Origin of the sequence: Gordonia soli NBRC 108243 (genome assembly GCF_000334455.1) — a bacterium.
Classification (GTDB): Bacteria; Actinomycetota; Actinomycetes; order Mycobacteriales; family Mycobacteriaceae; genus Gordonia; species Gordonia soli.
The window spans coordinates 38,908-63,782 of the sequence record NZ_BANX01000023.1 but is presented as its reverse complement, the minus strand read 5'-3'; the positions used below and the strand labels follow the sequence as shown (position 1 = coordinate 63,782).

The 24,875-nt window shown below is 67.6% G+C and carries 22 protein-coding genes; 8 read left to right on the top strand and 14 right to left on the bottom strand.

Features of this window, described 5'->3' with window-relative positions; all coding sequences use genetic code 11:
- Positions 1-22: 22 nt before the first annotated feature.
- From GS4_RS15435 to GS4_RS24830, 5 genes are all read right to left on the bottom strand, one after another.
- Positions 23-1,552, bottom strand: coding sequence for an ATP-dependent DNA ligase (locus GS4_RS15435; protein WP_040510687.1), 1,530 nt, complete (start codon positions 1,550-1,552; stop codon positions 23-25).
- Positions 1,553-1,614: 62 nt separating this feature from the next.
- The gene (locus GS4_RS15430; protein ID WP_083862742.1) at positions 1,615-2,904 is read right to left on the bottom strand and encodes an MFS transporter; all 1,290 of its coding nucleotides are present in this window, start codon (positions 2,902-2,904) and stop codon (positions 1,615-1,617) included.
- Between the two features lie 256 nt (positions 2,905-3,160).
- A complete protein-coding gene (locus tag GS4_RS15425) occupies positions 3,161-3,796 on the bottom strand; it encodes an MBL fold metallo-hydrolase (protein ID WP_007622141.1) in 636 nt (211 codons plus the stop codon).
- A complete protein-coding gene (locus GS4_RS15420; RefSeq protein ID WP_007622140.1) occupies positions 3,796-4,884 on the bottom strand; it encodes an S-(hydroxymethyl)mycothiol dehydrogenase in 1,089 nt (362 codons plus the stop codon). Before GS4_RS15420 ends, GS4_RS15425 begins: the two co-directional genes overlap by 1 nt.
- Positions 4,885-5,028: 144 nt before the next feature.
- Positions 5,029-5,958, bottom strand: coding sequence for a hypothetical protein (locus GS4_RS24830; RefSeq protein WP_007622139.1), 930 nt, complete (start codon positions 5,956-5,958; stop codon positions 5,029-5,031).
- A 173-nt stretch (positions 5,959-6,131) separates the two neighbouring features.
- Here GS4_RS24830 and GS4_RS15410 point away from each other — a divergent pair, with 173 nt between their 5' ends.
- Positions 6,132-6,401 (top strand): DUF7218 family protein, encoded by a 270-nt coding sequence (locus GS4_RS15410; protein ID WP_007622137.1) that lies wholly within the window; start codon positions 6,132-6,134, stop codon positions 6,399-6,401.
- Positions 6,402-6,783: 382 nt separating this feature from the next.
- On the opposite strand, the gene GS4_RS15405 is transcribed toward GS4_RS15410, so the two are convergent.
- Positions 6,784-7,623 (bottom strand): LuxR C-terminal-related transcriptional regulator, encoded by an 840-nt coding sequence (locus GS4_RS15405; protein WP_007622135.1) that lies wholly within the window; start codon positions 7,621-7,623, stop codon positions 6,784-6,786.
- An 82-nt stretch (positions 7,624-7,705) separates the two neighbouring features.
- Here GS4_RS15405 and GS4_RS15400 point away from each other — a divergent pair, with 82 nt between their 5' ends.
- Positions 7,706-9,259, top strand: a complete 1,554-nt coding sequence (locus GS4_RS15400) for an AMP-binding protein (protein ID WP_007622133.1) — start codon at positions 7,706-7,708, stop codon at positions 9,257-9,259.
- Between the two features lie 338 nt (positions 9,260-9,597).
- On the opposite strand, the gene GS4_RS15395 is transcribed toward GS4_RS15400, so the two are convergent.
- On the bottom strand, positions 9,598-10,221 hold the full coding sequence (locus GS4_RS15395; protein ID WP_007622132.1) for a pyridoxamine 5'-phosphate oxidase family protein: 624 nt from the start codon (positions 10,219-10,221) through the stop codon (positions 9,598-9,600).
- Between the two features lie 565 nt (positions 10,222-10,786).
- Between GS4_RS15395 and GS4_RS15390 the strand changes: the two genes are divergently transcribed.
- Entirely contained in the window at positions 10,787-11,347 is a 561-nt protein-coding gene (locus GS4_RS15390; RefSeq protein WP_007622130.1) for a DinB family protein, read from the top strand.
- Between the two features lie 108 nt (positions 11,348-11,455).
- On the opposite strand, the gene GS4_RS15385 is transcribed toward GS4_RS15390, so the two are convergent.
- Positions 11,456-12,025 (bottom strand): TetR/AcrR family transcriptional regulator, encoded by a 570-nt coding sequence (locus GS4_RS15385; RefSeq protein WP_245555694.1) that lies wholly within the window; start codon positions 12,023-12,025, stop codon positions 11,456-11,458.
- Positions 12,026-12,134: 109 nt separating this feature from the next.
- On the opposite strand from GS4_RS15385, the gene GS4_RS15380 reads away from it, so the two are divergent.
- Positions 12,135-13,637, top strand: coding sequence for a flavin-containing monooxygenase (locus GS4_RS15380; protein WP_007622126.1), 1,503 nt, complete (start codon positions 12,135-12,137; stop codon positions 13,635-13,637).
- A gap of 100 nt (positions 13,638-13,737) precedes the next feature.
- Here the strand turns inward: GS4_RS15380 and GS4_RS15375 are convergent, their stop codons facing one another.
- Together GS4_RS15375 and GS4_RS15370 are read right to left on the bottom strand one after the other, a co-directional pair.
- Positions 13,738-14,148, bottom strand: a complete 411-nt coding sequence (locus GS4_RS15375; protein ID WP_007622124.1) for a nuclear transport factor 2 family protein — start codon at positions 14,146-14,148, stop codon at positions 13,738-13,740.
- An 86-nt stretch (positions 14,149-14,234) separates the two neighbouring features.
- Positions 14,235-15,791, bottom strand: a complete 1,557-nt coding sequence (locus GS4_RS15370; RefSeq protein WP_007622122.1) for a molybdopterin-dependent oxidoreductase — start codon at positions 15,789-15,791, stop codon at positions 14,235-14,237.
- Between the two features lie 229 nt (positions 15,792-16,020).
- Between GS4_RS15370 and GS4_RS15365 the strand changes: the two genes are divergently transcribed.
- Positions 16,021-16,686, top strand: a complete 666-nt coding sequence (locus tag GS4_RS15365) for a fasciclin domain-containing protein (RefSeq protein WP_007622120.1) — start codon at positions 16,021-16,023, stop codon at positions 16,684-16,686.
- A gap of 229 nt (positions 16,687-16,915) precedes the next feature.
- Here the strand turns inward: GS4_RS15365 and GS4_RS15360 are convergent, their stop codons facing one another.
- A complete protein-coding gene (locus GS4_RS15360; RefSeq protein WP_007622118.1) occupies positions 16,916-17,539 on the bottom strand; it encodes a TetR family transcriptional regulator in 624 nt (207 codons plus the stop codon).
- A gap of 117 nt (positions 17,540-17,656) precedes the next feature.
- Between GS4_RS15360 and GS4_RS15355 the strand changes: the two genes are divergently transcribed.
- Positions 17,657-19,123, top strand: coding sequence for an MDR family MFS transporter (locus GS4_RS15355; RefSeq protein WP_007622108.1), 1,467 nt, complete (start codon positions 17,657-17,659; stop codon positions 19,121-19,123).
- 84 nt (positions 19,124-19,207) lie between these two features.
- Here the strand turns inward: GS4_RS15355 and GS4_RS15350 are convergent, their stop codons facing one another.
- Entirely contained in the window at positions 19,208-19,783 is a 576-nt protein-coding gene (locus GS4_RS15350; RefSeq protein ID WP_007622107.1) for a TetR/AcrR family transcriptional regulator, read from the bottom strand.
- Positions 19,770-20,474 carry a hypothetical protein gene (locus GS4_RS15345; protein ID WP_007622106.1) on the bottom strand — a complete coding sequence of 235 codons (705 nt, stop codon included), beginning with the start codon at positions 20,472-20,474 and terminating at the stop codon, positions 19,770-19,772. Before GS4_RS15345 ends, GS4_RS15350 begins: the two co-directional genes overlap by 14 nt.
- Positions 20,475-20,615: 141 nt before the next feature.
- On the opposite strand from GS4_RS15345, the gene GS4_RS15340 reads away from it, so the two are divergent.
- Positions 20,616-21,851: an alpha-hydroxy acid oxidase gene (locus GS4_RS15340; RefSeq protein ID WP_007622105.1), complete on the top strand. Its 1,236-nt coding sequence runs from the start codon at positions 20,616-20,618 to the stop codon at positions 21,849-21,851.
- Between the two features lie 99 nt (positions 21,852-21,950).
- On the opposite strand, the gene GS4_RS15335 is transcribed toward GS4_RS15340, so the two are convergent.
- Entirely contained in the window at positions 21,951-23,414 is a 1,464-nt protein-coding gene (locus GS4_RS15335; protein ID WP_007622102.1) for an MFS transporter, read from the bottom strand.
- Between the two features lie 191 nt (positions 23,415-23,605).
- On the opposite strand from GS4_RS15335, the gene GS4_RS15330 reads away from it, so the two are divergent.
- On the top strand, positions 23,606-24,697 hold the full coding sequence (locus GS4_RS15330; protein ID WP_040510720.1) for an alpha/beta hydrolase: 1,092 nt from the start codon (positions 23,606-23,608) through the stop codon (positions 24,695-24,697).
- The last annotated feature ends 178 nt before the right edge of the window (positions 24,698-24,875 follow it).

The window sequence follows — 24,875 nt, the reverse complement described above, 5'->3', positions numbered from 1 at the left end:
CCGGCGGCGACCGGTGCACGCGTCAGGAGCCGTTCGGCGGCAACAGTCGGTGCAGGTTGTCGATCGGATCTGCCTCGGCCGCGGTTTTGTCCGGCCGGTAGCGCACCACCCGCGCGAAACGGAGTGCGATCCCGCCGGGATACCGGGAACTGCGCTGGACGCCGTCGAGTTCGATCTCGACGACGATCTCGGGTCGCAGGTGGACCGTGTACGAGTCGCGGTGCGTCTCGTGACGGGGGAACTCCTCGGTCTGCCAGCGAAGTAGCTCGTCGGTCAGGCCCTTGAACGTCTTGCCGACCATGATCGGCGGTCCGCCGTCGGGGTCACGTGCACCGAGGTGGAGGTTCGAGAGGAACCCCGTCCGTCGGCCCGAGCCCCACTCGGCACCCAGCACCACCAGATCGACGGTGTGCACCGGCTTGACCTTCTGCCACCCCTTGCCCCGACGCCCGGCCGCGTACACGCCGTCGAGCGACTTCACCATCACGCCCTCGTGACCGTCCGCGATCGCGGCATCGAACTGTGCTCGCGTCTCCTCGAGCGTGGGGCGCACCGCGGACGGGATGCGGAGATGCCCCGCAACGCTGTCGAGCGCGTCCAGCCGTTCGGACAGCGGGCGATCGATCAGGTCGGTGCCGTCGAGGTGGAGGCAGTCGAAGAAGAACGGCCGCAGCAGACGGGGATCGTCGGGACTGTCGGCCATCGAGCCGAACCGGCTCATCGTCTCCTGGAAGGGTCGCGGGCGGCCGTCGTCGGTGAGGGTCAGGGTCTCCCCGTCGAGGATCACCGAGCGGCACGGCAGCCCGACGACCACGGAGACGAGATCAGGCACCTGCGCAGTCACGTCGCGGAGAGTTCGGGTGAACACCGAGACGGCATCGCCGTCACGATGGACCTGGATACGTGCACCGTCGAGTTTGAAGTCGACGACGAGGTCGGGTCCGAGCGCCTCGTGCGCGGCCTCGAGTGAGTCGGCCGGCGTCGCGAGCATCGGCGAGATCGCCCGACCGACCTGCAGGCCGACGGCGGACAGGGCGTCGGCACCACCGTGCACGGCCAGCGATGCCGTCTCGGGCAGCGACCCGGTGAGCATGTGGGCTCGGCGCACGAGCGGACTCGGTTGCCCGGCGGCCGCGGCGATGGCCTCGACCATCACACCGGCCAGCGCTCCCTGCCGGAGTTCACCGGTCATCAGGCGGATCAGGAACTGCTGCTCGGTAGCGGTCGCGGCACCGAAGAGCTCGCCGAGGATCTGGGTCCGCGCCGCCCGTGAACCTGCCCCGGTCGCCGAGACGAGGGCCGTCAACGCTGCCTGCACGTCGGCGACATCGAGGGCCGCCTCGGTGGCCGGCGCGACGTCGAGGTTCGCCAGCGACCGCCAGCCGATACCCAGCCGCCCCTGAGTGGTGTCGCCCGACAACCACGCGACGACGGTCGGCATCTCGGTCGCGTCGGCCTCGGCCAACACCTCGGACAGCAGCGTGGTCTTCGCCGTTCGCGAGCGGGTGGCACCCACTGCGGCCGACGTCTCCACGACCCGGATGAACCTCACGACCCGATCGTGCCATCCGCCACCGACATCTCCGGTCCGACTCGTCCGGCCGGCCCTCTCGCTCAGACGTCGGTCAGCGAGACATCCCTGGTCTCACGCGCGGAGAACAGCGCGATCAGGGTGAGCACGCCGGCGATGGCCAGGTAGACACCGACCCAGGCGACGCCGTAGTCGTGCACCAGCCAGGTGGCGATGAACGGCGCGACCGCCGCACCGAGGATCGAGGCGACGTTGTACGAGATGCCCGAGCCCGTGTAACGGACGTTGGTCGGGAAGAGCTCCGGCAGGATCGCGCTCATCGGACCGAACGTCAGCCCCATCAACGACATGCCGACCACCAGGAAGACCAGCATCACGGTGTCGGTGACCGACTCGGGAGAGATGAACCAGCCGAACGAGATCCCGAACAGGATGATGCCTGCGGTGATGAGGATCAGCACCGGCCGGCGGCCGTAGCGGTCGGCGAGCAGACCGGACACCGGGACGAATGCGGCGAAGAACAGCACCGCGATCAGCTGCAGTCCGAGGAAGTCGCTGTAGTTGATCGAGACCTCGACACCGGATCGGTCGACCACCTTGCCGGTGCCGTACGAGGTCGTCCATGTGGTGACGATGTAGAAGAGCGTGTACGTCGCCAGCATGATGAACGTGCCGATGATCAACGGTCGCCAACTCGTCTTCACGACCTCGGCCAGCGGCGCCTTGACCTTCTTGCCCTCGGCGACGGCCTGCGCGAAGACCGGGGTCTCGGTCAGCTTGAGTCGCACATAGAGTCCGACGACCACCATGATCGCGCTGGCCAGGAACGGGATTCGCCAGCCCCAGGTGAGGAACGCGTGGTTGCTCGCGGCGGTCTTCGCATCGAAGTCGAGCCACACCAGCAGGAGCAAGAAGGTGCCGTTGGCGAAGAAGAAGCCGATCGGCGCACCGAGCTGCGGCCACATCGCCGCCCAGGCACGCTTGCCCGGTTTCGCGGTCTCGGTCGCGAGCAGCGCGGCCCCCGACCATTCGCCGCCGAGCCCGAGTCCCTGGCAGAAGCGGAGCAGGGCGAGGAGCGCGGGCGCGAGATAGCCGACGCTGTCGTAGGTGGGCAGCAGACCGATCACGAAGGTCGCGATGCCCATCGTCAACAGCGAGCCGACGAGTGTGGCCTTGCGGCCGATCCGATCTCCGAAGTGTCCGAACAGGATCGAGCCGATCGGGCGCGCGACGAAGGCGAGGCCGAAGGTCGCGAACGACGACAACAAGGCGACCGTGGGATCACCCTTGGGGAAGAAGAGCGTCGGGAACACGAGGACCGCGGCGGTCGCATAGATGTAGAAATCGAAGAACTCGATGCTGGTCCCGACCATCGACGCGATGACGATGCGGCTGCGCGGGACGGGAGGCGGCACGACGGCGTCGGCCGACGGTGCCGACTGCGCAGGGGATTCACTCACCGCGGGGACGTTACTCCGCGTCTCGACCGGTCCAACGTCGGTCTCGGGTTTTCGGTTCGTGCGAGTGCACTACTCGGGCATGCGCTTTTCGGGCATGGGCTTTTGGGGGCTGGGCTTTTGGGGGCTGGGCTCCTCGGACCACGTGTCGCGATCCGAGGAGTGCGAACGATCAGCTACCCCGGCGAATCCATTCCTCCAGATGCGGTGACTCGTCACCGACGGTGGTGCCGTCGCCGTGACCGGTGTAGACCTTCGTCGCCGGGTCCAGGGTGAAGATCTTCTCCTGGATGGAGCCGATGATCGTCGGGAAGCTCGAGTACGACCGGCCGGTCGCACCCGGTCCGCCCTGGAACAGGGTGTCGCCGCTGAACAGCACTCCCGCCTCGGGCACGTGGACCACCGACGATCCCGGGGAGTGCCCCGGGGTGTTGATGACCCGCAGGGTCGTACCGGCGACGTCGACCTGTTGGCCGTCCTCGAGGTCGACGTGCGTCACGTCGGGATGGGTCTCGTTCCACAGCATGTCGTCGCCCGGGTGCAGCAGGATCGGCGCACCGGTCGCAGTCGACAACTCCGGCGCCACGGTGATGTGGTCGTTGTGCCCGTGGGTCAGCAGGATCGCCTTCACGGTGCGATCGCCGACGGCCTCGAGGATCGGGGCCGCATCGTGGGCCGCGTCGATGATGACGACCTCGGAGTCGTCACCGACGAGCCAGATGTTGTTGTCGACGTCCCAGGTGCCGCCGTCCAGTGAGAACTGGCCGGAGGTGACGACGTTGTCGATCCGCAGGTCCGACGCCGTCATCAGAGCTCGACCACCGATCGCAGGACCTTGCCCTGCTCCATCGCCGCGAACGCGTCCTCGATGTCGGTGAGACCGATGCGCTCGGTGACGAACTTGTCGAGCGGGAGACGGCCCTGCTCGTAGAGGTCGATGAGCATCGGGAAGTCGCGCTCCGGCAGGCAGTCGCCGTACCAGGACGACTTCAGTGCGCCACCGCGCGAGAAGAAGTCGATGAGCGGCAGCTCGAGCTTCATGTCGGGCGTCGGCACGCCGACGAGCACGACGGTTCCGGCGAGGTCACGCGCGTAGAAGGCGTCGGTGTAGGTCTGCGGCCGTCCGACCGCCTCGACCACGACGTCCACGCCGAAGCCGTCGGTGAGGTCCTGGACCGCGGTCACCAGATCGTCGACCTCGGCCGCGTTGATGGTGTGGGTGGCACCGAGGTCGGTGGCCCACTCCAGTTTCGCGGGGTCACGGTCGATACCGATGATGGTGGTCGCACCGGCCAGACGCGCTCCGGCGATGGCTGCGTCGCCGACGCCGCCACAACCGATGACCGCGACCGAGTCGCCGCGACCGACATTGCCGGTGTTCATGGCGGCACCGAGACCGGCCATCACGCCACATCCCAGCAGCCCGGCCACAGCCGGATCGGTCTCCGGGTTCACCTTGGTGCACTGGCCCTCGTGGACGAGGGTCTTCTCGGCGAACGCACCGATGCCGAGAGCCGGGGTGAGCTCGGTGCCGTCGGTGAGCGTCATCGGGACGGATGCGTTGTGGGTGTCGAAGCAGTACCAGGGTCGTCCGCGCTTACACGCGCGACACTGACCGCACACCGCGCGCCAGTTGAGGACCACGAAGTCGCCGACCTCGACATGTGTCACGTCGGACCCGACGGTCTCGACGATGCCCGCCGCCTCGTGGCCCAGCAGGAAGGGGTACTCGTCGTTGATGCCGCCGTCGCGGTAGGCGAGGTCGGTGTGGCAGACGCCGCAGGCCTGGATCTTCACGATCACATCCCGCGCACCCGGGTCCGGGATGACGACATCGACCACCTCGGTCGGTGCCTTGGTACTGCGCGAGATGACTCCCCTGACGGTCTGCGACATGCGATTCGTGCCCTTCCTGCCGACGTCCATCACGACGGCGTGTCACCCCACCTTATCCATGCGGTGCAGGCCATGAGAACACGTTCATCCGCCGGACACCCCTCGTGGTCGATCGCCGCGCATTGCGCCGTCCGGCGAAGCGGATCAGCCGAGTGCGTCGAGCAGCTGCGCCTTCGTCATCGTCGAATATCCGCGTATCCCCTTGGCTTTCGCCTGGGTGCGGAGATCGGCGACGGTGGGGCCACCGGCACGGCGTGTCGGGGTCGTGCGGGCCGCGGCGCCGGTCGCCGTGGTCGACTTCCGCGGGGCGGCCGTCTTCTTCGCGGGGGCCGGGGTTTTGGGCGTCTGAGGTTTCGCCGTCGGTTTCTTGGGCGTCGGGGGTTTGGTTGTCTGGGGTTTGGTTGCAGCTGCCGGGGTCGACTTCGCGGGAGCGCTCTTGGCAGTCGACTTCGCGGGGCTTGCCTTCTTCGCGGTTGCCTTCGTCCCACCGGTTGCCTCAGTCGCGGTGGTCGGGCTGGGCTCGGTCGCCGCGGGCTTGGGTGCGGCGGGCTTGGTCGCGGCGGGCTTGGGTGCCGAAGAATTGGGTGCGGCGGGCTTGGTCGCGGCGGGCTTCTCGGATGTCGGTGTTGCGGTCGAGGTGGTCGCAGAACCGGACTTGGCGGCCGGCTTCTTGGCGGCGGTCTTCGTGGCTCCGGACTTCTTGTCGCCGGACTTCTTGTCGTCGGGCTTCTTACTCGACGTCGGGTCGGCCGCCTTCGTCGGCTCGACTGGCTTCTTGTCGGCGGACTTCTTCTTGCCGGACGCAGCGACCCCGACGGTCTCGCCCCCGGCATCGGTGCGCTGCTTCGCCTTCGGGAGCTTCACTGCCGGGGATGCGAGCTTGTGCAACGCATCCTGCAGTGCAACGGCACGTGCCTCTGCTTTGCCGACCCGCTTACGTGCCTTCTTCTCCAACTTCGCCAGTTCGCCCTTGAGCGAGTCGATCTCGGATTCCAGTCGGCCGATCAATCGCTTCTTCTTACCCATGACGCGCCCCTCGTCGTTGCGGTACCCAGATGGGTCTCGGTTCGTCACCAACCTATCCGTCTGCGGGTGTTTCGTCCCTGTTCGACGGGGTATCCGCGACGGCATGTCGCGCCCGGTCGTCCTGCCGACTCCACCGATGTCGGCTCCGGGCACGACCGCGCGGGGCGCGCGGCGCGGGCACCGTCCCCGGCCCGCCGCCCCTGAGACACGAGGAGGACCAGATGCCGCAACGTGATCCCGGGCCGTCGGTCAAGGACGACGAGCTGTACGAGAAGCTCCGCGACGAGGGGAACTCCAAGGAGAAGTCGGCGCGGATCGCCAATGCGTCGGCGAACAAGGGGCGCTCTGAGGTCGGCAAGTCCGGCGGAGAGTCGGGTTCCTACGAGGACTGGACTGTCGACGAACTCAAGGAACGCGCCAAAGAACTCGACCTCACCGGCTACTCCGACCTGAACAAGGACGAGCTGATCGAGAAGCTGCGCGACCACTGAACTCCGTGGGCTGGGCCGCCAGGTTTTCGGATTCCTGACACCTGAGCGGCGGCCGCTGGGCGCCATCCACGGCCCAGGCCTGTGACGTGTCAGAAATCCGAGATCCCGGACTCGTTACCCCCTTTGCTCGATGACCCGGCGGCCTGAGTCGGCTTCCGCCCTGGCCGGATTCCTGACACCTCACCGGCAACAGCTGTGCACCATCCACAGCACGGCACGCTGACATGCCAGAAATCCGAAATCCCCGGACTCCGGCCATCAACCCACCCCACCGGATTCCTGACACCTGAGCGGCGGCCGCTGTGCGCCATCCACGGCCCAGGCGTGTGACGTGTCAGAAATCCGAGAACTCAGCCGCGGTCACCCACGAGACCACTCCAGGTCAGGGCAGAATCCCGACCGCCCGCGCGCGCACGACAGCCTCGAGGCGCGTCGACGCATCGAGCTTGCGCATCGCATCCTTGACGTACCCCTTCACGGTCATCGCTGTGACGCCGAGGGTCTCGGCGATGCGCGCATTCGAGTGTCCGAGAGCAACGGAGGCCAGCACGTCGACCTCCCGGGCGGTGAGCGAGACAGTGGGCTGCTCCGTCGACCGCGCCCCATCGAGCAGCGAATCGCTGATGCGCTGGAGCTGATCCGCGAGCTCGGCGTCGTCCAGCTCGCGTGCGACGAGCCGCAACTGCGCGTAGGCCCCGGCGAGACGGTCGCGCAGAGCGCTGACCTCGGGTGTGCGGCCATCGTGCTCGACCACCGCGCGTGCCGCGACGACCTGCTGCTCCACCGCACGAGCCTCGGTCGCGAGGACCTGCAGGGTGCGGTCGCCGATCGGGTCGGTGGTGTGCAGAGCTCCGTACAGGACAGCGATGGGAGACCGGTCGACGATTACCGGCGCCGCGGCCATGGCGCGCAGCCCCTCGGCGGCGATGATCTGGTTGTAGCGATGGGTGATTCGGGGCGTCTTCAGGTAGTCGTCGACGACGATCGGTCGGTTCAGGGCGATGACCTTGCCGCCCAAGCCGTGCCCGACATCGACAGCGACGCCGTCCAACGCACCGACCGTGGTTCCGACGAAGTGCTTGAGCCGCAGATTGGCGGCGTCCTCGACCACGCCACCGAAGGCGAGCGGCACACCGCTGTGCCGGCGGACCCTACGCAGGGCGTCGGTCAACGGACCCCGCAGCACGGCGTCGGCCATGGTGGTCCCTCTCTCGCCGCTCATCCGCCCCCTCATCGGGGGGTGTCGCGCGCCGCCGCGCGGCCTGACACTGTGATCCAGCTTACCCAGATGATCGAGGTTCACGATGACACAAACCGCCCCCGCACCCGTCGACCGCGCCGTGCAGGAATGGCTCGCCACCTTCGGCGCAACCGACGCCGACGCCGCATCACTGCTGGTGGACCGCCAGGAACCGAGTGCCGTCGCCTTCACGACGGTCGAGGTCGACGGGGATCGGCTGATCGCCACGAATCTGACCTTCGGTGAGTTGGCGGATGCGTCCAAGCGGTTCGCCACCGCGCTCGCCGACCTCGGCATCGGTCGCGGCGACACCGTCGGCGTGCTGATGGGCAAGCGGTCCGAGCTGGTGGTCTCCCTGCTGGCCATCGCCCGACTGGGAGCGATCTACATACCGCTCTTCACCGCGTTCGCGGCGCCTGCGATCGAGATGCGGTTGACCGCGGGCGGCGCTCGGGTGGTGGTCACCGAACCGAGTCAGGTCGACAAACTCGACGGTATCGACGTCACCACGATCGTCGCCGGCGACCAGTTCGACGGCTTGGTGGACGGTTCGGTTCCGCTGGAACAGTCGGTCGCCGTCGGTGGTGACGGCACCCTCATCCTGCTGTTCACCAGCGGAACCACCGGTGCGCCGAAGGGGGTGCCGGTCCCGGTCCGGGCGTTGGCCGCGTTCTCCTGCTACATGACCTACGGCCTGGACGTGTCGGCCGACGACGTGTTCTGGAACGCCGCCGACCCCGGCTGGGCATACGGCCTCTATTACGGCGTCCTCGGCCCGCTGGCCATCGGCCGCCCGAACATCCTGCTGCACGCGGGTTTCTCGGCCGCACTGACCGCCCGCATCCTCACCGAGTTGGGCGTCACCAACTTCGCCAGCGCCCCGACGGTCTACCGCACCCTGAGCAAAGACTCGTCCATCTCCGGCTTCTCGCTGCGACGCGCCTCCTCGGCGGGCGAGCCGCTGACCCCCGACGTGATCGATTGGGCGCGAAGCGCTCTCGGCACCGAGGTGCGTGACCACTACGGCCAGACCGAGCACGGCATGTTCATCAACAACCACTGGCACGACGATGTCCGCGTCGACGTCGTCCCGGGGTCGATGGGGTTCCCGATGCCCGGCTACGCGACCGGCATCGTCGACGGCCAGATCGCCATCGACGTCGCCAACAGCCCGCTGATCTTCTTCACCGGCTACCTCGACGCCCCGGACAAGACCGCGGCCCGCTTCACCGAGGACGGCGCCTGGTACCTCACCGGCGACACCGGTCGGGTCGACGACGACGGGCGCTACTTCTTCACCGCACGCGACGACGACGTGATCATCATGGCCGGCTACCGGATCGGGCCGTTCGATGTGGAGAGCGTACTGATCACGCATCCGTCGGTGGTCGATGTGGCGGTCGTCGGGCGCCCGGACGAACTGCGCGGCGAGGTACTCGAGGCCTTCGTCGTCCTCGGCCCGGACGTCGACGGCTCCGATGCGCTCGAGGCCGAGCTGCAGCAGCTGGTCAAGACCGGATTCGCCGCCCACGCCTACCCGCGGACGGTCCACTTCGTGGACGAGTTGCCGAAGACCCCGAGCGGCAAGATCCAGCGCTTCCTGTTGCGACAGCGCTGATCGTCGGGCGGGTGGGGGACGGCCCGCGCCGCTCGGTCCGACGAAAATCTGCCGCCCGCGCCGCTCGGCCCAGCCAAAATCTGCCGCCCGCGCCGCTCGGCCCGACGAAAATCTGCCGTCCAGCCGGCGATCGCGTGCAATATCCACACGACACCACGCTGGACGGCAGATTGTCGCGGGACGCTGGAGGTTCGGCGGCAGATTTTGCCAGGACCTGTGGCAGGGTCGGCGGCAGATTTTGGCTGGAACAGCGGCAGACTGTGTCAGGACCGAGAGCAGATCGTGGGGCGCACCCGACGGCGACCGCGCCGGGCCGACCATGCCGGACCACCGCGGCCCTAACCCGCAGCCAGCCTCCGCACCGACTCCGGGACGGTCTCACCGGTGTACGTGATCGGGTCGTCGTGGACGTTCCGCACCGGGACGACCCCGGTCCACGACTCCGACTCCTCGATGCCCGGCCCGCCGGTCCGCGCCTTCGCGATCCACCGCCCGTCGACGATCGGCAGACGCAACGCGAGTGTCGCCGCCGACTCCTTGCGGGTGATCTGCGGGACCTCCGACGAGCGGCCGGGTACCAGCTTGTCCGACAGCACGGTCAGCACATCGATCGCGTCGTCGACCTTCTCCAAGGTCCCACGGACCACCACCGACCGATAGTTCGCCGAGTGGTCGAACAGGGTGTCGGCGATGACGAGACCGTCGATCAGGAAGGCGGAGAGCGCAACCGGCGCACCGGCAGCCACATGTCGAAGGGCTCCGGCACCGGTCGAGCCGTGGACGATGATGTCGTCGCCGTACCGCGCGAACAGCATCGGCACCGACCATGGCAACCCGTCGACCACCGTCGACAACGTGCCGACCCTCGCCTCGTCCAGGACCTCGTCCAACAGCGCGCGATCTCCGCCGCGGTCGGGTTTGCGAGTCAGGGAATCGAGGACGGTCGGCGAGGGCTGGGTCATGCTCTCGATCGTCGACGGCCGGCGCCGTTCACTCAACCCATTTCCGCGCGACGATGCCCAGCCGACCCATCGAAAGCCGCGCAGCCGGCGACGAAACCCACCCGCCGGCCACTCGCGCCGACCGCATCGGCAACCGCTCGCACCTCCTAGACAGATTCCGGGCGAGCACGGGCGGATCTCGGGCAGCGCAGCCCGGACGGATACCGGACCGAATCCGAGTTCCGGCGAACTCCAACGCAAGCGTCAACCCGCATCCGAAAGCCGCCGCCCCTCCCACGAAATCCGCCCATCACAGCCTCGTGACGACCGCATCGGCATCCGCTCGCACCTCCCGGGCGGATTTCGGGCGAGAACGGGCAGATCTCGAGCAAAACAGCACCGCACGGGCGGATTTCCGACGGCCTGGCTGCTGCCGGACAGGCCCCGCAAGCTCCTGAGCCACCCGAGCAGCTCCGGACCGACCCGCACAATCTTCTTCACCTGGTCAGATCAACGAGGACCGAATCTGACCGCAATTCCTCATAACGTCATGGAGAGCAGCCCGAACCGTTCGAGAGGACCCATCATGGCCGGCACGTACACCCCCGTCGCACTCACCGTCTCCGTCACCGGTGAGAAGGAGGACCTGCTCACCCTGCTCGCCGACCAGCGGGCACTCCTGCGGATCACCGCCCGTGGCCTGACTGACGAGCAGGCACGCCAGAAGACCACCGTCAGCGACCTGAACATCGGCGGCCTCATCAAACATCTCGCTTCCGGGTTCCGCGCGACCGCACAGACGATCGTCGACCGCGGCGAGAACGCCGAGTTCGACATGGCCGCGGTCGCCGACGCCTACGCGCTGCGCGACGACGAGACCATCGACGGTTGGCTCGACGAATACGACCGCGCTGCAGAGGCTTTCGACCAGGTGATCGCCGACGTCGCCAGCCTCGACGATCTGATCCCGCAGCCGACTGCACCCTGGCAACCCGAACGCGAATGGTGGACCGTCCGCAAGATGACTCTGCACCTACTGCGCGAGACCGCCCACCACAGCGGCCACGCCGACATCATCCGTGAGGCCCTCGACGGTCAGAGCACGATGGCGGCCATCTCCGAGGGCCAGTCCTGGGCCGACAGCTGATCGTCGGCTGCTGAGATCATCCCCGACACCGTAGACCGAGGGCATATTCCCCTCGGCCGGTCCCCTCGGGGCCGATCTCAGCAGCACCTACCCGCAGCGCCGCCCCCGTCAGCCCCGACGTGCCCGCAGGACGTTGCCGAAGGTCCGCATCGCCTGGGCGCGAGCATCCTCGAAGCTCAACGATCCGCGTTCGACGACACCGACCACCTCGATGACCAGCATCACCACCAGGCCGGCCACGAATCCCGGGTCGAGATGCGGATCGAACTCGCCCTGAGCCTGTCCCCGACGGACAGCGGCCGCCACCGGCCGTAGCGCCCGTCCCTCGGCCCCGAAGAGTGACGGCTCGGTGCGCGGCGCCATCGAGATGAATCGGTAGCGCTCGCCGACGGTGATCGCTGCCTCGAGGTACTCCAGCAGCGCGGGCAACGCCGGGCCGTCGGTCGGGATCGTCTCGGCCAGGGCGGCGCTGTCGGCGAGGGCCTTGGCCTGCAGTGCGGCCAGCAGGTCGTCGCGATTGCGGAAGTGGCGGTACAGGGTGGCTCGGTTCAGCCCGGCCGCATCGGCGACCTGCTGCATCGACGACTGCGGATGCTGGCCCAACAGGATGATCGCCGCTCCCAGGATGGTCGCGCGGTTCCGTTCGACGTCGGCACGCACCTGAGGAATCACGGTCACCGACACAGATTACCTGCAACACTGGTGTCGAGTTTTGCTCGATCCGCCACTGGTCTCCGTGATGTCCCACGCGGCGGCCGCCCCATGATCCGAACGAAGAGGTGCGTCGATGACGGGTTCGACTCCGGGTACGGGACCGGGAGAGTCCACCATCGTCGACCACGATCTCGTGATCATCGGCGCCGGCCTGTCCGGCATCGACGCCGCATACCGCTTCACCGAGAACGATCCTGATCTGCGCTACGTGGTCCTCGACCGTCGGGAACGGATCGGCGGCACGTGGGATCTGTTCCGCTACCCCGGCATTCGATCCGACAGTGACATCTACACGCTGAGCTTCCCGTTCGAACCGTGGCGCCGCCCCGAAGCCCTCGCCCAGGGGGCCCACATCCGCGAGTACATCGACGACACCGCACACAAGTACGGCATCGCCGACCACATCCGATTCGGTCGGGACGTCGAGCGCGCCGAATGGGACTCGGCCACCGGCCGATGGACGGTCACCGCACGCGTCGGGAGCGACGGGACCACGGAGATCCACCGCTGCCGATTCGTCTACTTCGCCACCGGTTACTACGACCAGGACCATCCGTTCACGCCCTCCTTCGTCGGTCTCGGCGACTTCCGGGGCACCGTCGTCCATCCGCAGCAATGGCCCGACGATCTCGACTACGACGGCCGGCGCGTCGTCGTCATCGGCAGCGGCGCGACAGCGGTGAGCATGATTCCCGACCTCGCGCACAGCGCCGCACACGTGACGATGCTGCAGCGATCGCCCTCGTACATCTACTCGTCGAAGCAGAAGGAGTACTTCGCGCCGGTCGTCCGGCGGGTGCTCCCGGAGAGCGCGGCGCATCGCGTGGTCCGTGCTCGATACGCCGTCCAGACGGCGGCACTGGTCCACGCCATCCACCGATTCCCCCGCTTCGGCCGGAAGTTGCTCCGCGCCAACATCACCGGGCTGCTGCCGGAGGGGTACCCGATCGACGTGCACTTCTCGCCCGCATACAACCCGTGGGATGAGCGCATGTGCATGGTCCCCGACGGCGATCTCTTCGCAGCGATCTCGGACGGGTCGGTGGAGGTCGTCACCGACCACATCGACAGATTCGACGACTCCGGCATCCTGCTCGGCTCCGGCAGGCACCTGGACGCCGATCTGGTGGTCACCGCGACCGGTATGGACCTGTTGACCTTCGGCGGAATCCGCATCGTGATCGACGATGCGGAGATCGACCCGCGCGACCGGTTCGCCTACCGAGGGCATCTGTTGGAAGACGTCCCCAACCTCGCATGGTCGGTGGGATACACCAACGCGTCGTGGACGTTGCGAGCGGACATGAGTGCGCGTGCCGCGGCGAAGTTGTTCCACCACATGCGCTCTGCAGGCATCGACCGCGCCTACCCACATCTGCGCGACGACTCGATGCCGTCGAAACCGCTCTGGGATCTGCGCTCCGGATATGTGCGCCGACGTCCCGACGCCTTCCCGAAGTCGGGGACACGGCGCCCGTGGAACGTACGGCACAACTACTTCGCCGACGCCGTCGACGATCGGCGGAGCGACCGGACGGACTCGATGGTGTTCGTCCGCAGCGACTCCCCCCGCTGAGCCGGGCGCCGGGAGCGCAGCGAGCGGGCCCAATGAGCCCGGCGCCGGGAGCGCAGCGAGCGGGCCCAATGAGCCCGGCGCCGGTAAAGCGGGCGCCGGCCTAGGCCGAACCCTTCTCCATCGCGGCCGCCGCCTCCTGCTGGATGCGATCGAACTGGGCGCCCATCGCCTCGGCCAACTGGGTTGCCGCGGACAGCGGCCGCACCATCACCATCAGTTCGTCGATGGCGCCGTGCTCGTCGACCTGGATGAAGTCGGCTCCGGTGACGCGTCGCCCGTTGACGGTCGCCTCGAACACCAACACCGAATCACGGTCACCCTCGGCGCCGACCTCGCGCACGTAGCGGAAGTCCTCGAACACGCGCAAGACACCGCGCAGGATCGCGGCGGTGATGGCCTTGCCGTGGTACGGCGCGAAGGCGACCGGGCTCACGAAGGTCACGTCATCGGCCAGCAACGCCTCGATGGCGGCGCTGTCCCGACGCTCGACGGCTTCTCGGAATGCTCGCATTGGTCCTCCTCATGGTCGAGTTCCACACTGTCACGCCGATGACGCGACCGCCGGTGGAATAGGACCTCAGCGGCGCCGCGGCGCCGTCACGCTGCCGTGCGCAGGACCCGGCTGTGCCAGCCGGTCGCACCGTCCGGGACCGTCGGTACCCGTTCCGAGGTCTGGACGATGCCGTTCGCGTCGGTCGCCCGACAGTAGACGGTGTGGTTGCCCGCCGAGGTCGGCTGCCAGGTGTAGCTCCACTGGCGCCAGGTGTCGAGGGAGTACTGATTCGCGAGGGTCGCGGGTTCCCATGGGCCGTCGTCGATCCGTACCTCGACGGCCCGGATCCCGCGGTGCTGTGCCCACGCGGTTCCCGCGATGGTGACCGGTTTGCCGACGTCGTGGGTCGACAGCGGTGCCGGCCGGTCGATGCGCGAGGCGGTCTTGATCGGCCCTTTCTCACCCCATCCCCGATCGGTCCAGTACGCGCGGGCTCGATCGAATCGGGTTATCTCCCAATCGGTCACCCACTTGCAGGCCGACACGTAACCGTAGAGACCCGGGATCACCTGACGTACCGGGTAGCCGTGCTCCAGCGGCAGCGGCTCACCGTTCATCCCGACGGCCAGCATGGCGTCGCGACCGTCGTTGATCGCCTCGAGCGGCGTCCCCGACGTCCAGCCGTCCACACTGGTCGACAGGAGCATGTCGGCGTCACCCTGGATCCCGGCCCGGGCCAGCAGGTCCCGCATCGGGAACCCGATCCAGCGGGCTGTACCGATGAGATCTCCGCCGACCTCGTTGGACACGCAGGTGAGGGTGACGATCCGCTCCTGGGCCGGGATGGCCATCAGGTCATCCCAGTCCAGCGTGATCTCACGGTCCACCATCCCGTGGATCCGCAGGCTCCAGTCCTTCGTGGTCAGTCGCGGCACGATGAGCGCGGTGTCGATGCGGTAGAAGGCCCGGTTGTCGGTGAGGAAGGACGTCGCGCCGGGGATGTCGAGTTGGACGCCGGCGGGAATCGGCTGCGCCGGCGACGCAGGTATGGGCAACTTCAGGCCGGCGCGCTCGGCGACCACACCGCCGGCGGCGGCGAGCTGTCGGGCCACGACGGTGACTCCCGCCGATGCTGCGACCACCAGACCGCTGACGGTCAGGAAGCGGCGACGTGACCAGCCTGCCGATGCGGCCGGTGTGTCATCGGTGTCTGCCGCCGCGCGCGACCCCAGCGCCCGACACAGCCAGACGACGAGGGCCGCTGATGCGATGCCGGCCAGGATCGACGGGATGGCGAAGGTCGGTCCCGCCGTCGGGCGCGTGACAGCGGCTATGACACCGACGGCTCCGAACACGATGCAGATGGCGGCTCCGAGATGCGGACGACGGGACTGCAGGATGCCGGCGAGGGCAGCGATGACCACCATCGCGACGCCGATGCCGATCCGGAGCGCGAGTTTGTCGCTGGTGCCGAAGGTGTCGATCGCCCACTCGCGGAGCGGAGCGGGTGAGGTGTCGACGAGCGCCGCGGCGACTGACTGGAAAGGGGCCGACAACGGGGACACCGCAGCCGCGGCGATCTCACCGACAGCGACTCCACCGATGACCGCGACGATCCCGGATAGTGCTGCCAACGCAGTGTTCACAGCTTGCCGTTGCACTTCGTCTCCTCGCCACTACGCATCCGACGACCAGGACGGAGGTCGGCTCGCTCGGGAGTGCTTCGTCACCGGAGATGCCTCGGATGGGTTCCGAGGGCCATCCGCACTCACAGAAGAGCATCCCCCACAAGATTTGAAATCTGTTCCCATCCGATCTGGACACGGCTGCGAATGGCTGGATGAGGCGGGCAACTTGGCGCGCCTGCGACAACCACAGATTGGACTGATCATGGCCATCAAGGGAATGCAGCGTCTCGCCGTTGCCGCGTCCGGAGCAGTACTCGCCATCGGCTTGGTCGCCGGCTGTTCCAGCAGCGACGACTCCTCCAGTGACTCCGGCTCGTCCTCTGCCGCACCGATGTCGAGCGCGATGGGCGGCGAAAGCGGTTCCATGGCTTCCGGTCTCGTCGGCCCGGGCTGCGCAGCCTACGCCGAGGCGAACCCGAGCGGACCGGCCTCGGTCGACGGCATGGCCACCGCTCCGGTCGCGACCGCTGCCGCCGCCAACCCGATGCTGAAGACGCTGACGCAGGCCGTGTCGGGCCAGCTCAACCCGCAGGTCAACCTGGTCGACACGCTGAACAACGGCCAGTACACCGTGTTCGCGCCGACCGATGACGCCTTCGCCAAGCTCCCGCCGGAGACCATCGAGAAGCTGAAGACCGACTCGGCACTGCTGACCTCGATCCTGACCTACCACGTCGTCTCGGGCCAGGCCGCGCCTGACGCGGTGGTCAAGGAGCACGTCACCCTCGACGACGGCAAGAAGGTCACCGTTACCGGATCGGGAGACAACCTGAAGGTCAACGATTCCGGCGTGGTGTGCGGTGGCGTGAAGACCGCCAACGCGACCGTCTACCTGATCGACACCGTGCTGACCCCGCCGGCTTCCTGATCACGTAGCGCAGTACTCGCGTGGCCGTTGCCACGCACAGAAACGTCCCCGCACCTGCCCACCACCGCCGACCTCGCGGCGGGTGCGGGGACTTCCCCTGTCTGCGGTCGCATCTCGCGCTCCCTCAGTCGTCAGAGAGCAGATCCGTCCGGCCGATGATCCCGTCCTCGCGGATCGGCACCAGACGGTCGTCGGCCGGCTGCGCACCGAAGAAGCCGATCTCGGCAGGTCAGAGTCCCCGCAGACGCTCACACACCGCGTCGTAGACGTCGACGAGTGATCGACCGGTGCCGTCGGCCTCGTTGACCTCCACCCACTCCTCGAAGGCGCACTGCACCCCGAGGTTCGCGACCTCCAGGATCATCCGGATCTGCGCACGCGTCCGGCGCACACTCCGACCCCCGAGCGCCTCGGGCAGACGCCGCGACTCGTCGGCATAACGGCCCAGTGCCGCACGGCTCAGCGACGGCGTCGCCAACACCAATTTGCGGACGCGCAGGAAGTGCGGCGACACATCATCGCTGCGATCCTCGTCACCGAACCCGATCATCACCGATCGATACACGGCCTCGATGTCCGCGAGCGTGAACTCGTCGGGATCGAGCTCGCTCAAACGGTTCTCGAGGGCGCGGTCGAATCCGTAGCGGTCGTAGAGGACGCACTCCTCCTTGGTCCCGAAGTGCCGGAAGAAGGTCCGCGGCGAGACCCCGGCGGCGGCCGCCACCTCGTCGACCGTGGTGGCGTCGAAGCCGTTGCGCTCGAACAGGTCCACCGCGGCCTCGTGGATGTCCATCCGTGTCGCGTCGCGACGGCGGGCACGGAGGCCGCCGCCACCGTCGGGTGAGCCTGGCATGGGGCGAGACTAGCGCGTCATGTCGTTCTAGGCATGCGCTGCCAAAGTGGCAGTCACTGTCATGTTTCGCTATCGTCGCGGGAGTACCAGGCCCGACGATCAGAGACGACGACGAACGTGACCCAGAACCCAACCCTCGCCGACACCGGCACGGCGCAGGCCCCCGTCCGAGACCGCAGCGCCGTCCTGCTCATCGGGGTGCTCTTGGTCGCCGCGTTCGTGGTGATCCTCAACGAGACGATCCTGAGCGTCGCGCTGCCGACGCTCATGACCGACCTCGCGATCAGTGCAGCTACCGCCCAGTGGCTGACCAGCGGCTTTCTGCTGACGATGGCCATCGTCATCCCGATCACCGGTTTCCTCATGCAGCGGTTCACCCTGCGGGCGATCTTCATCGCGGCGATGACCCTGTTCACCGTCGGCACACTCGTCGCAGCTCTCGCACCGGGATTCGAGCTGCTGATCGTCGCCCGAGTGGTTCAGGCGTCGGGCACTGCGCTGATGGTCCCGTTGCTGATGACGACCATCCTCAACGTGGTTCCCGAGCAGAACCGCGGTCGCACCATGGGACTCGTCTCGATCGTGATCGCCGTCGCGCCGGCCATCGGTCCGACCGTCTCCGGTCTCATCCTCCAGTCCCTCAGCTGGCGCGCGATGTTCTGGATCGTGCTGCCCATCGCGATCGGCGCGCTGATCCTCGGTGGCATCTTCGTCCGCAATGTCACCGAACGCCGCCCCGCACGTCTCGACGTGCTGTCGGTGCCGTTGTCGGCGTTGGGCTTCGGAGGCCTGGTCTACGGACTGAGCAGCATCGGCGAATCGGCGAGCGGTCACGCGCCGGTGCCGCCGTGGATTCCACTGGTGGTCGGCGTGATCGCGCTCGGACTGTTCGTCCTGCGCCAACTCGCGCTCGCCGACTCCGGCACTGCGCTCCTCGACCTCCGTACATTCGCCGTCGGACCGTTCCGCCTCGCGATCATCCTGATGGCCGGATTCATGCTCACGCTGTTCGGCGCTCTCATCCTGCTGCCGATGTACCTGCAGAACGTGATGGGTGAGGACGTGCTCACCACCGGCCTGGTCCTCCTGCCGGGTGGCCTCACCATGGGACTGTTGGCACCGTTCGTCGGTGCGCTCTTCGACAAGTTCGGCGCCCGCCCGCTCGTGCTCCCCGGAACCGTTGCCGTGAGCGCGGGCACGTGGCTGCTCACCACGCTCGACGCGGCATCGTCGATCGGTATGGTCATCGCCGCACACGTGATCCTCAGCGCCGGCATCGCATTCGGCCTCACACCGTTGATGACCTCAGCGCTGGGTTCGCTCCGCCCCGAGCTCTACTCGCACGGGAGCGCAACGGTGAGCACCATCCAGCAGGTCGCCGGGGCCGCGGGCACCGCGCTGTTCATCACGCTGATGACCCGGGGTACGCAATCGGCCGTCGATGACGGAGCAGATCCGCTGTCGGCCGCGGGCGACGGCATCCATCTCGCCTTCGTCGTGGCGGGCTGTCTGTCCGTCGCACTGATCGTGGCTGCTGCTCTCGTGCGCGGACGGTCGACGTCCGAGGCGTCGGCGAGTCGATGACCTCCGGTCGAGCCTCGCGCTGATCGCGCAGTCTGCCGTCTGCCGTCGTCCGGCGCTGCCCGGCCGACGGTCCGCTGGGCGAGGTCATCTCGCCAGTCCGAGGAAACGCTCGATGACCAGGCGCAGCATCGACAGTTCGCGGTCGACGTCGAATCCGTCATCACCGCATCGCAGGTAGAGGCCGTCGACGAACTGCCCGATCCAGGTGGCGCCGACCTGCGGATCCACATCGGTGTCGAGCCGCCGGATCGCATCGGCGAGCACCGTGCCGGTCTCCGCATCCATCGCCAGCATGCGACTCGCGAGCTGCTCGTCGACCATCAATTGCGGGAGAAGGCAGGCAACCATTCCGCCGGCGAACGGGTCCGTTAGGTCGGCGGTGAGGAGATCGACGGTGTCCCAGAGCAACTGCGTCGGATCGGAACGGTCGATCCCGCCCAGAGCCACGGTCTGCCGATCGGCATCGCGGCCGATGATGGCGTGCAGGATGGCCCGTTTGTCGGCGAAGTAGTGGAACAGGGTGCCCGAGCCGATCCCGGCAGCGGCACAGATGTCCTTCACCGTCGTCGGGTCGAAGCCCTTCGTGGCGAACGCCGTTGCCGCAGCGTCGAGGATCGCATCGCGCCGCTGCGCGTGTCTGATCGGGTCAACGGTTCTCATCGTCGCCTCCGGCCACGTCGCGGTCCGAGTCCGGCGTGCTCTGTTGCCGCTCCCGGCGTGCGCGCTGACGACGCGCCTCGGCGTAGGCGAGTGCGATCGAGATGACCACCGGGACTGCGATGCCCGTCCACGAGGGCAACGCGAGATCGACGTTCGGTATCCAAGACCCGACCATCTCGATCGGCGCGCGCAGCCAATAGCCCGGGTTGAGGTAGCGCATCCAGTCCGGCAGGTCGACGCTCGGCATGTCGATGGCCGGCAGATCGATGGCCGGGACGAGCCGTTCCACGACTGCTTTCACCAGGGCGCCGATTCCGAACACGGCCGCGACCGCCCCGACCACGCTGGTGACCACACGTCGCGCCGCGTATGCGCCCGGATGTTCCTCCCGGAGCCGCCAGAGCCGGTGCGCCGACGTCCCGGCCGGCGGTTCGAACCACACTCCGCCGACGACATCATCGGCTCCCTGCATCAGCTCGGCGCGAGTGACCTCGCGCCGCCGCCCGAACCGGATCCGCACCTTCTCCCGCTCCAGCTCGATGGTCTTGGTGTCCCACATCGTGCCGCTGACCTGCCCCACCTCGTCATCGTCGATGAGCAGCCGGGCTGTCGTCGTCCGCGGACCTCGCTCTTCGAGCACCGCGAGCCGACGGTGGTCGTCGATCAGCAGGTGCGCTTTAGTGGATTGCACACTCTATTAATAGCACGGCGAGAAGCGTGCGCTCGAGGTTCGCAGACGGAATCCTGGACATCGGAGAACGCCCGACGACAGGCCGGCCCCCTCACGACCGGTCGCGGCAGCACGCCGTTGGACGTCGGCAGGAAGGAAGCCATGCAACGCCGAGTTCCCCGGCCACGCGACCTCGCACCGCTGATGCAGTTCAAGAAACCGCAGTTCGATGCCACGATGCGGCGGCTCGACGCGGCCCTCACCATCGACGACCTGCGGGCCATCGCCAAGCGCCGGACACCGAAGGCCGCATTCGACTACACGGACGGTTCAGCCGAGGCCGAGCTCTCGATCGCGCGTGCGTGCCAGGCCTTCGCCGATATCGAGTTCCATCCGGCGATCCTGCGTGACGTCTCCAAGGTCGACACCTCGTGCACGATCCTCGGCGGACGCTCAGAACTGCCATTCGGTATCGCCCCCACCGGCTTCACCCGGATGATGCAGACCGAGGGCGAGTACGCAGGCGCCCGAGCTGCTGCCCGCGCAGGCATCCCGTTCTCGTTGTCGACGATGGGTACCGCGTCCATCGAGGACGTGAAGGCGGCGAACCCTCACGGACGCAACTGGTTCCAGCTGTACATGTGGAAGGACCGCGAACGCTCGATGGCGCTGGTCGATCGTGCAGCAACCGCCGGATTCGACACGCTATTGGTGACGGTCGATGTCCCGGTCGCCGGTGCACGCCTACGCGACAAGCGCAACGGCATGTCGATCCCGCCGGCGCTGACGGCAAGGACCGTTGTCAACGCGATCCCCCGGCCGCGCTGGTGGATCGACTTCCTCACCACCGAACCGCTCGCCTTCGCTTCGCTCGACCGATGGTCGGGGACCGTCGCCGAACTGCTGGACACGATGTTCGACCCGACCGTCACCTTCGACGACCTCGCCTGGATCAAGAGCCAGTGGCCGGGAAAGCTCGTGGTCAAAGGCATCCAGACGCTCGATGACGCGCGGGCTGTCACCGACCTCGGCGCGGACGGGATCGTGTTGTCGAACCATGGAGGGCGTCAGCTCGACCGCGCCCCGATCCCGTTCCATCTGCTGCCCGACGTCGCGCGCGAGGTGGGCGCCGACACCGAGATCATCCTCGACACCGGCATCATGTCGGGGGCCGACATCGTCGCGGCGGTGGCCCTCGGCGCCCGATTCACGCTGGTCGGCCGGGCGTACCTCTACGGCCTGATGGCCGGCGGTGAGAAGGGCGTCGACCGCGCGATCGCGATCCTGTCCGAACAGATCGCTCGCACGATGCGGCTACTGGGCGTTGCCGCACTGGACGAACTCGGTCCGCAGCATGTGACCCAACTCGAGCGATTGACCCCGCGGCGTCGTCCCTGATACCCGCTCTCGGAAGCCGATTCTTCCGCCCCGAACTTCTTCTTCCGCCGCCTGCAGTTGGCGGAAGAACGAGTTCGGGGCGGAAGAACGACGTGTTCCCTACGCCGAGGCCCGCTGCTGTTCGCGGCGGCTCGCGACGTGGTCGGCCAGTCCGACCGCCAGGGCGACGAGCACCAATACCGCCGCGGTCGACAAGCCGAGCTGGAACGCCCGCGCCCAGTCGCCCTTCGTGCCGGCGACCTGCGCGAAGAACACCGCCCCGACCAGCGCGATACCGGCCGCCGAGCCGATCCGCTGACCGGTCTGCAGCACGCCACCGGCGATTCCCGCCTTGGTGACCGGTACCTCGTCGAGGCTCAGGGTGAGGTTCGGCGAGATGGTCAGTCCGGAGCCGATGCCGGCGATCAGGAGTGGGAACGCCGCGGCGAACCCGACGTTCTGACCAGGCACGAGCAGCGACGCGACGACGGTCCCGACCATGCCGACGACGACGAGCACCAGTCCGATGATGACGAGTTTGCGACCGACCCTCTCGACGATGTTGCCGCCGATCTTTGCCGACACCGCCGAGCCGAGTGCGAACGGCGTGACCGCGAGACCGGCCATCAGCGCCGAATAGCCCAGTCCCTGTTGCACGTACAGCGTGTAGATGAAGAAGACCGTGGTGAACCCGGCGAAATAGACGAGCGCGATCACGCAGCCCAGCGAGTACGAGCGGAGCGAGAACAGCGAGAGGTCGACGAGTTGCTGGTGCCCGCGACGAGCTTGTCGACGCTCCCAGAACCAGAACGCTGCCAACAGGATCGCGGCGACGACCAGCAACAGCCACTTGCCCGATCCCTCCCACTGGCGTTCCTGGACGAGCGGCAGCATCAGCGTCACGACACCGGCGCCGAGCAGGACCACGCCGAGCGGATCGAAGGACGATGCCCGTAGCGGCTGCTTCGACTCCGCCGGACGCGCCGGGATCAGTTTCGTCGCGGCCACGAAGGCGACGATCCCGATGGGCACGTTGACGAAGAACACCCAGCGCCAACCATGTTCGGCACCACCGAGCTGGATGAGGATGCCGCCCAGTAGCGGACCGACCGCTGTCGAGATCCCGATGGTGGCGGCGAACATGCCGAACGCCCTGCCCCGCTCGGCCCCGCGGAAGAGCAACTGGATCAATCCCGACACCTGCGGGCTGAGGATTCCGCCCGCGACTCCCTGGATCAGCCGTGAGATCACCAACATGCCCGGACCGGTGGCGAATCCGCACGCTGCCGATGCCACCACGAAGAGCGTGAGGCCCACCAGGAAGGTCGTCTTCCGTCCGCGCGCGTCGCCGACGCGCCCCGACGGCACCAGGACCAGACCGAAGGTGAGTGCGTAGCCCGACACGATCCACGACAGGTCCGCCGACGATGCGCCGAGTCCCTGCTCGATGGAGGGTAGGGCGACATTGACGATGGAGACGTCGAGGAGCGTCATGAACCCGACCACCAGGCAGACCGCGAGCGCCTTCCATCGACGCGGGTCCGGTTGATAGTCGGCGGCGAACGGGCTGCCGGTTGTCGTCACGTGTACATCCCTCTCCATCAGGCCGACCTGACGAATCCCCGATACATCGCCCCTCAAACCTAGTCATCGACCACGACCGTGGGGCCGACTCGACCTCCGGAGTGCCCGGAGTCGCCGCACCTGCCCCCCAACCCGGCCCTCTGCTCCCCGCCCGTCTCCTCACCGCCACGCTCGGCACTACCCTGAACACCATGGTGATGGCTGACCGACCCGAGGTGAAGACCGCATCGACGCCCGTGACGACCCTGGCGGTCGCCGGCCTCGCGAGCACCATGCTCACCGGTCTCGCGCGCGTTCCGTTCACCAGGCCGTTCAGTGGTCCGAGCGGAATCCTCGACAACCTGGGCCAGTCGGTGACCCGGCAAGCAGTGCGCAGCTTCATGGGATATTCGATGTCGCTGCCCATCGACGAGTTCCGCTCGCTCGAGAAGATCCTCGACGACATCTGCAAGGTGGTCATCCCGCCGTTCGTCGAGCGCATCGACGACGTCGACCTCACCCACGACGAACTGGCCGGCGTCCCCGGCATCTGGTGCCGCGCCAAGGACGCCTGTCAGGGCGGCGAGAAGATCACCGGCACGATTCTCTACCTGCACGGCGGCGGTTACATCGGCACGTCACCGATCATGTACGCGGCGTTCGCGTCCACCATCGTGGAGCGGACGGGTTGCGAGATCTTCATCGCCGACTACCGCATGGCTCCCGAGTTCCCCTTCCCCGCACCGGTTCACGACGCGGCCGACGTCTACCGTGAACTCCTCGCGCGCGGTGTCGATCCCGCTCACCTGATCGTCGCCGGCGACTCCGGCGGCGGCGGTCTCGCCGCATCGCTGATGGCGTACCTGCGCGACCACGAGATCCCCAAACCCGCTGCCGTGGCGCTCTTCTCGCCCGAGATCGATCTGGATCTCGACCATCCGTCGATCACCGACAACGCCGCTACCGACATCCTGCCGTGGAACGTCCCGGTCACGCCGTACCTGCACGGCGTACAACCCGATGACGAGCGGGTGTCGATCGTGTACGCCGACCTCGGTCCGGCATGGTTCCCGCCGACGTTCGTGACATGCGGCAGTGATGAGATGTTCCGCGACGGCATCCGTGAGTTCACCGCCGCGCTCGAGAAGGGCGGGGTGGAGGTCCAGGCGATCGAGGAACCGGGCATGTTCCACGTCTATCCGATCCTGATGCCCTGGTCGGAAGCCGCGCACACCGCATTCGACGCACTCGGCGAGTACGTCGAGAAGCACGTCACCCCCAGCGCCGAGCCGGCGACCGCCTGACCGTCGGGAACCGGCTGGGCCTCCGGGGCGTCTGACAGACGATGAGCTCTCTCGACGATCGCCTCGGTCCGCACGCCGCACGCCCGGCAACTCCGGTCGGCGCGGTCGGTGCGGTCGGTGCGGTTCACGGTTGCGTCCACGAGAGGGCATCGGTACTGGTCGGGCGGCTCTCGACCGA

Excerpts from the sequence above, each read along its gene's own strand:
- GS4_RS15395 (WP_007622132.1), bottom strand. The coding sequence starts at position 10,221 with ATGACCCAGCCCTCGCCGACCGTCCTCGATTCCCTGACTCGCAAACCC.
- GS4_RS15400 (WP_007622133.1), top strand. The coding sequence starts at position 7,706 with ATGACACAAACCGCCCCCGCACCCGTCGACCGCGCCGTGCAGGAATGG.
- GS4_RS15360 (WP_007622118.1), bottom strand. The coding sequence starts at position 17,539 with ATGCCAGGCTCACCCGACGGTGGCGGCGGCCTCCGTGCCCGCCGTCGC.
- GS4_RS15425 (WP_007622141.1), bottom strand. The coding sequence starts at position 3,796 with ATGACGGCGTCGGACCTGCGGATCGACAACGTCGTCACCTCCGGCCAG.
- GS4_RS15390 (WP_007622130.1), top strand. The coding sequence starts at position 10,787 with ATGGCCGGCACGTACACCCCCGTCGCACTCACCGTCTCCGTCACCGGT.
- GS4_RS15365 (WP_007622120.1), top strand. The coding sequence starts at position 16,021 with ATGGCCATCAAGGGAATGCAGCGTCTCGCCGTTGCCGCGTCCGGAGCA.
- GS4_RS15330 (WP_040510720.1), top strand. The coding sequence starts at position 23,606 with ATGGTGATGGCTGACCGACCCGAGGTGAAGACCGCATCGACGCCCGTG.
- GS4_RS15380 (WP_007622126.1), top strand. The coding sequence starts at position 12,135 with ATGACGGGTTCGACTCCGGGTACGGGACCGGGAGAGTCCACCATCGTC.
- GS4_RS15430 (WP_083862742.1), bottom strand. The coding sequence starts at position 2,904 with ATGGTCGGGACCAGCATCGAGTTCTTCGATTTCTACATCTATGCGACC.
- GS4_RS15405 (WP_007622135.1), bottom strand. The coding sequence starts at position 7,623 with ATGAGCGGCGAGAGAGGGACCACCATGGCCGACGCCGTGCTGCGGGGT.
- GS4_RS15420 (WP_007622140.1), bottom strand. The coding sequence starts at position 4,884 with ATGTCGCAGACCGTCAGGGGAGTCATCTCGCGCAGTACCAAGGCACCG.
- GS4_RS15410 (WP_007622137.1), top strand. The coding sequence starts at position 6,132 with ATGCCGCAACGTGATCCCGGGCCGTCGGTCAAGGACGACGAGCTGTAC.
- GS4_RS15350 (WP_007622107.1), bottom strand. The coding sequence starts at position 19,783 with ATGAGAACCGTTGACCCGATCAGACACGCGCAGCGGCGCGATGCGATC.
- GS4_RS15375 (WP_007622124.1), bottom strand. The coding sequence starts at position 14,148 with ATGCGAGCATTCCGAGAAGCCGTCGAGCGTCGGGACAGCGCCGCCATC.
- GS4_RS15340 (WP_007622105.1), top strand. The coding sequence starts at position 20,616 with ATGCAACGCCGAGTTCCCCGGCCACGCGACCTCGCACCGCTGATGCAG.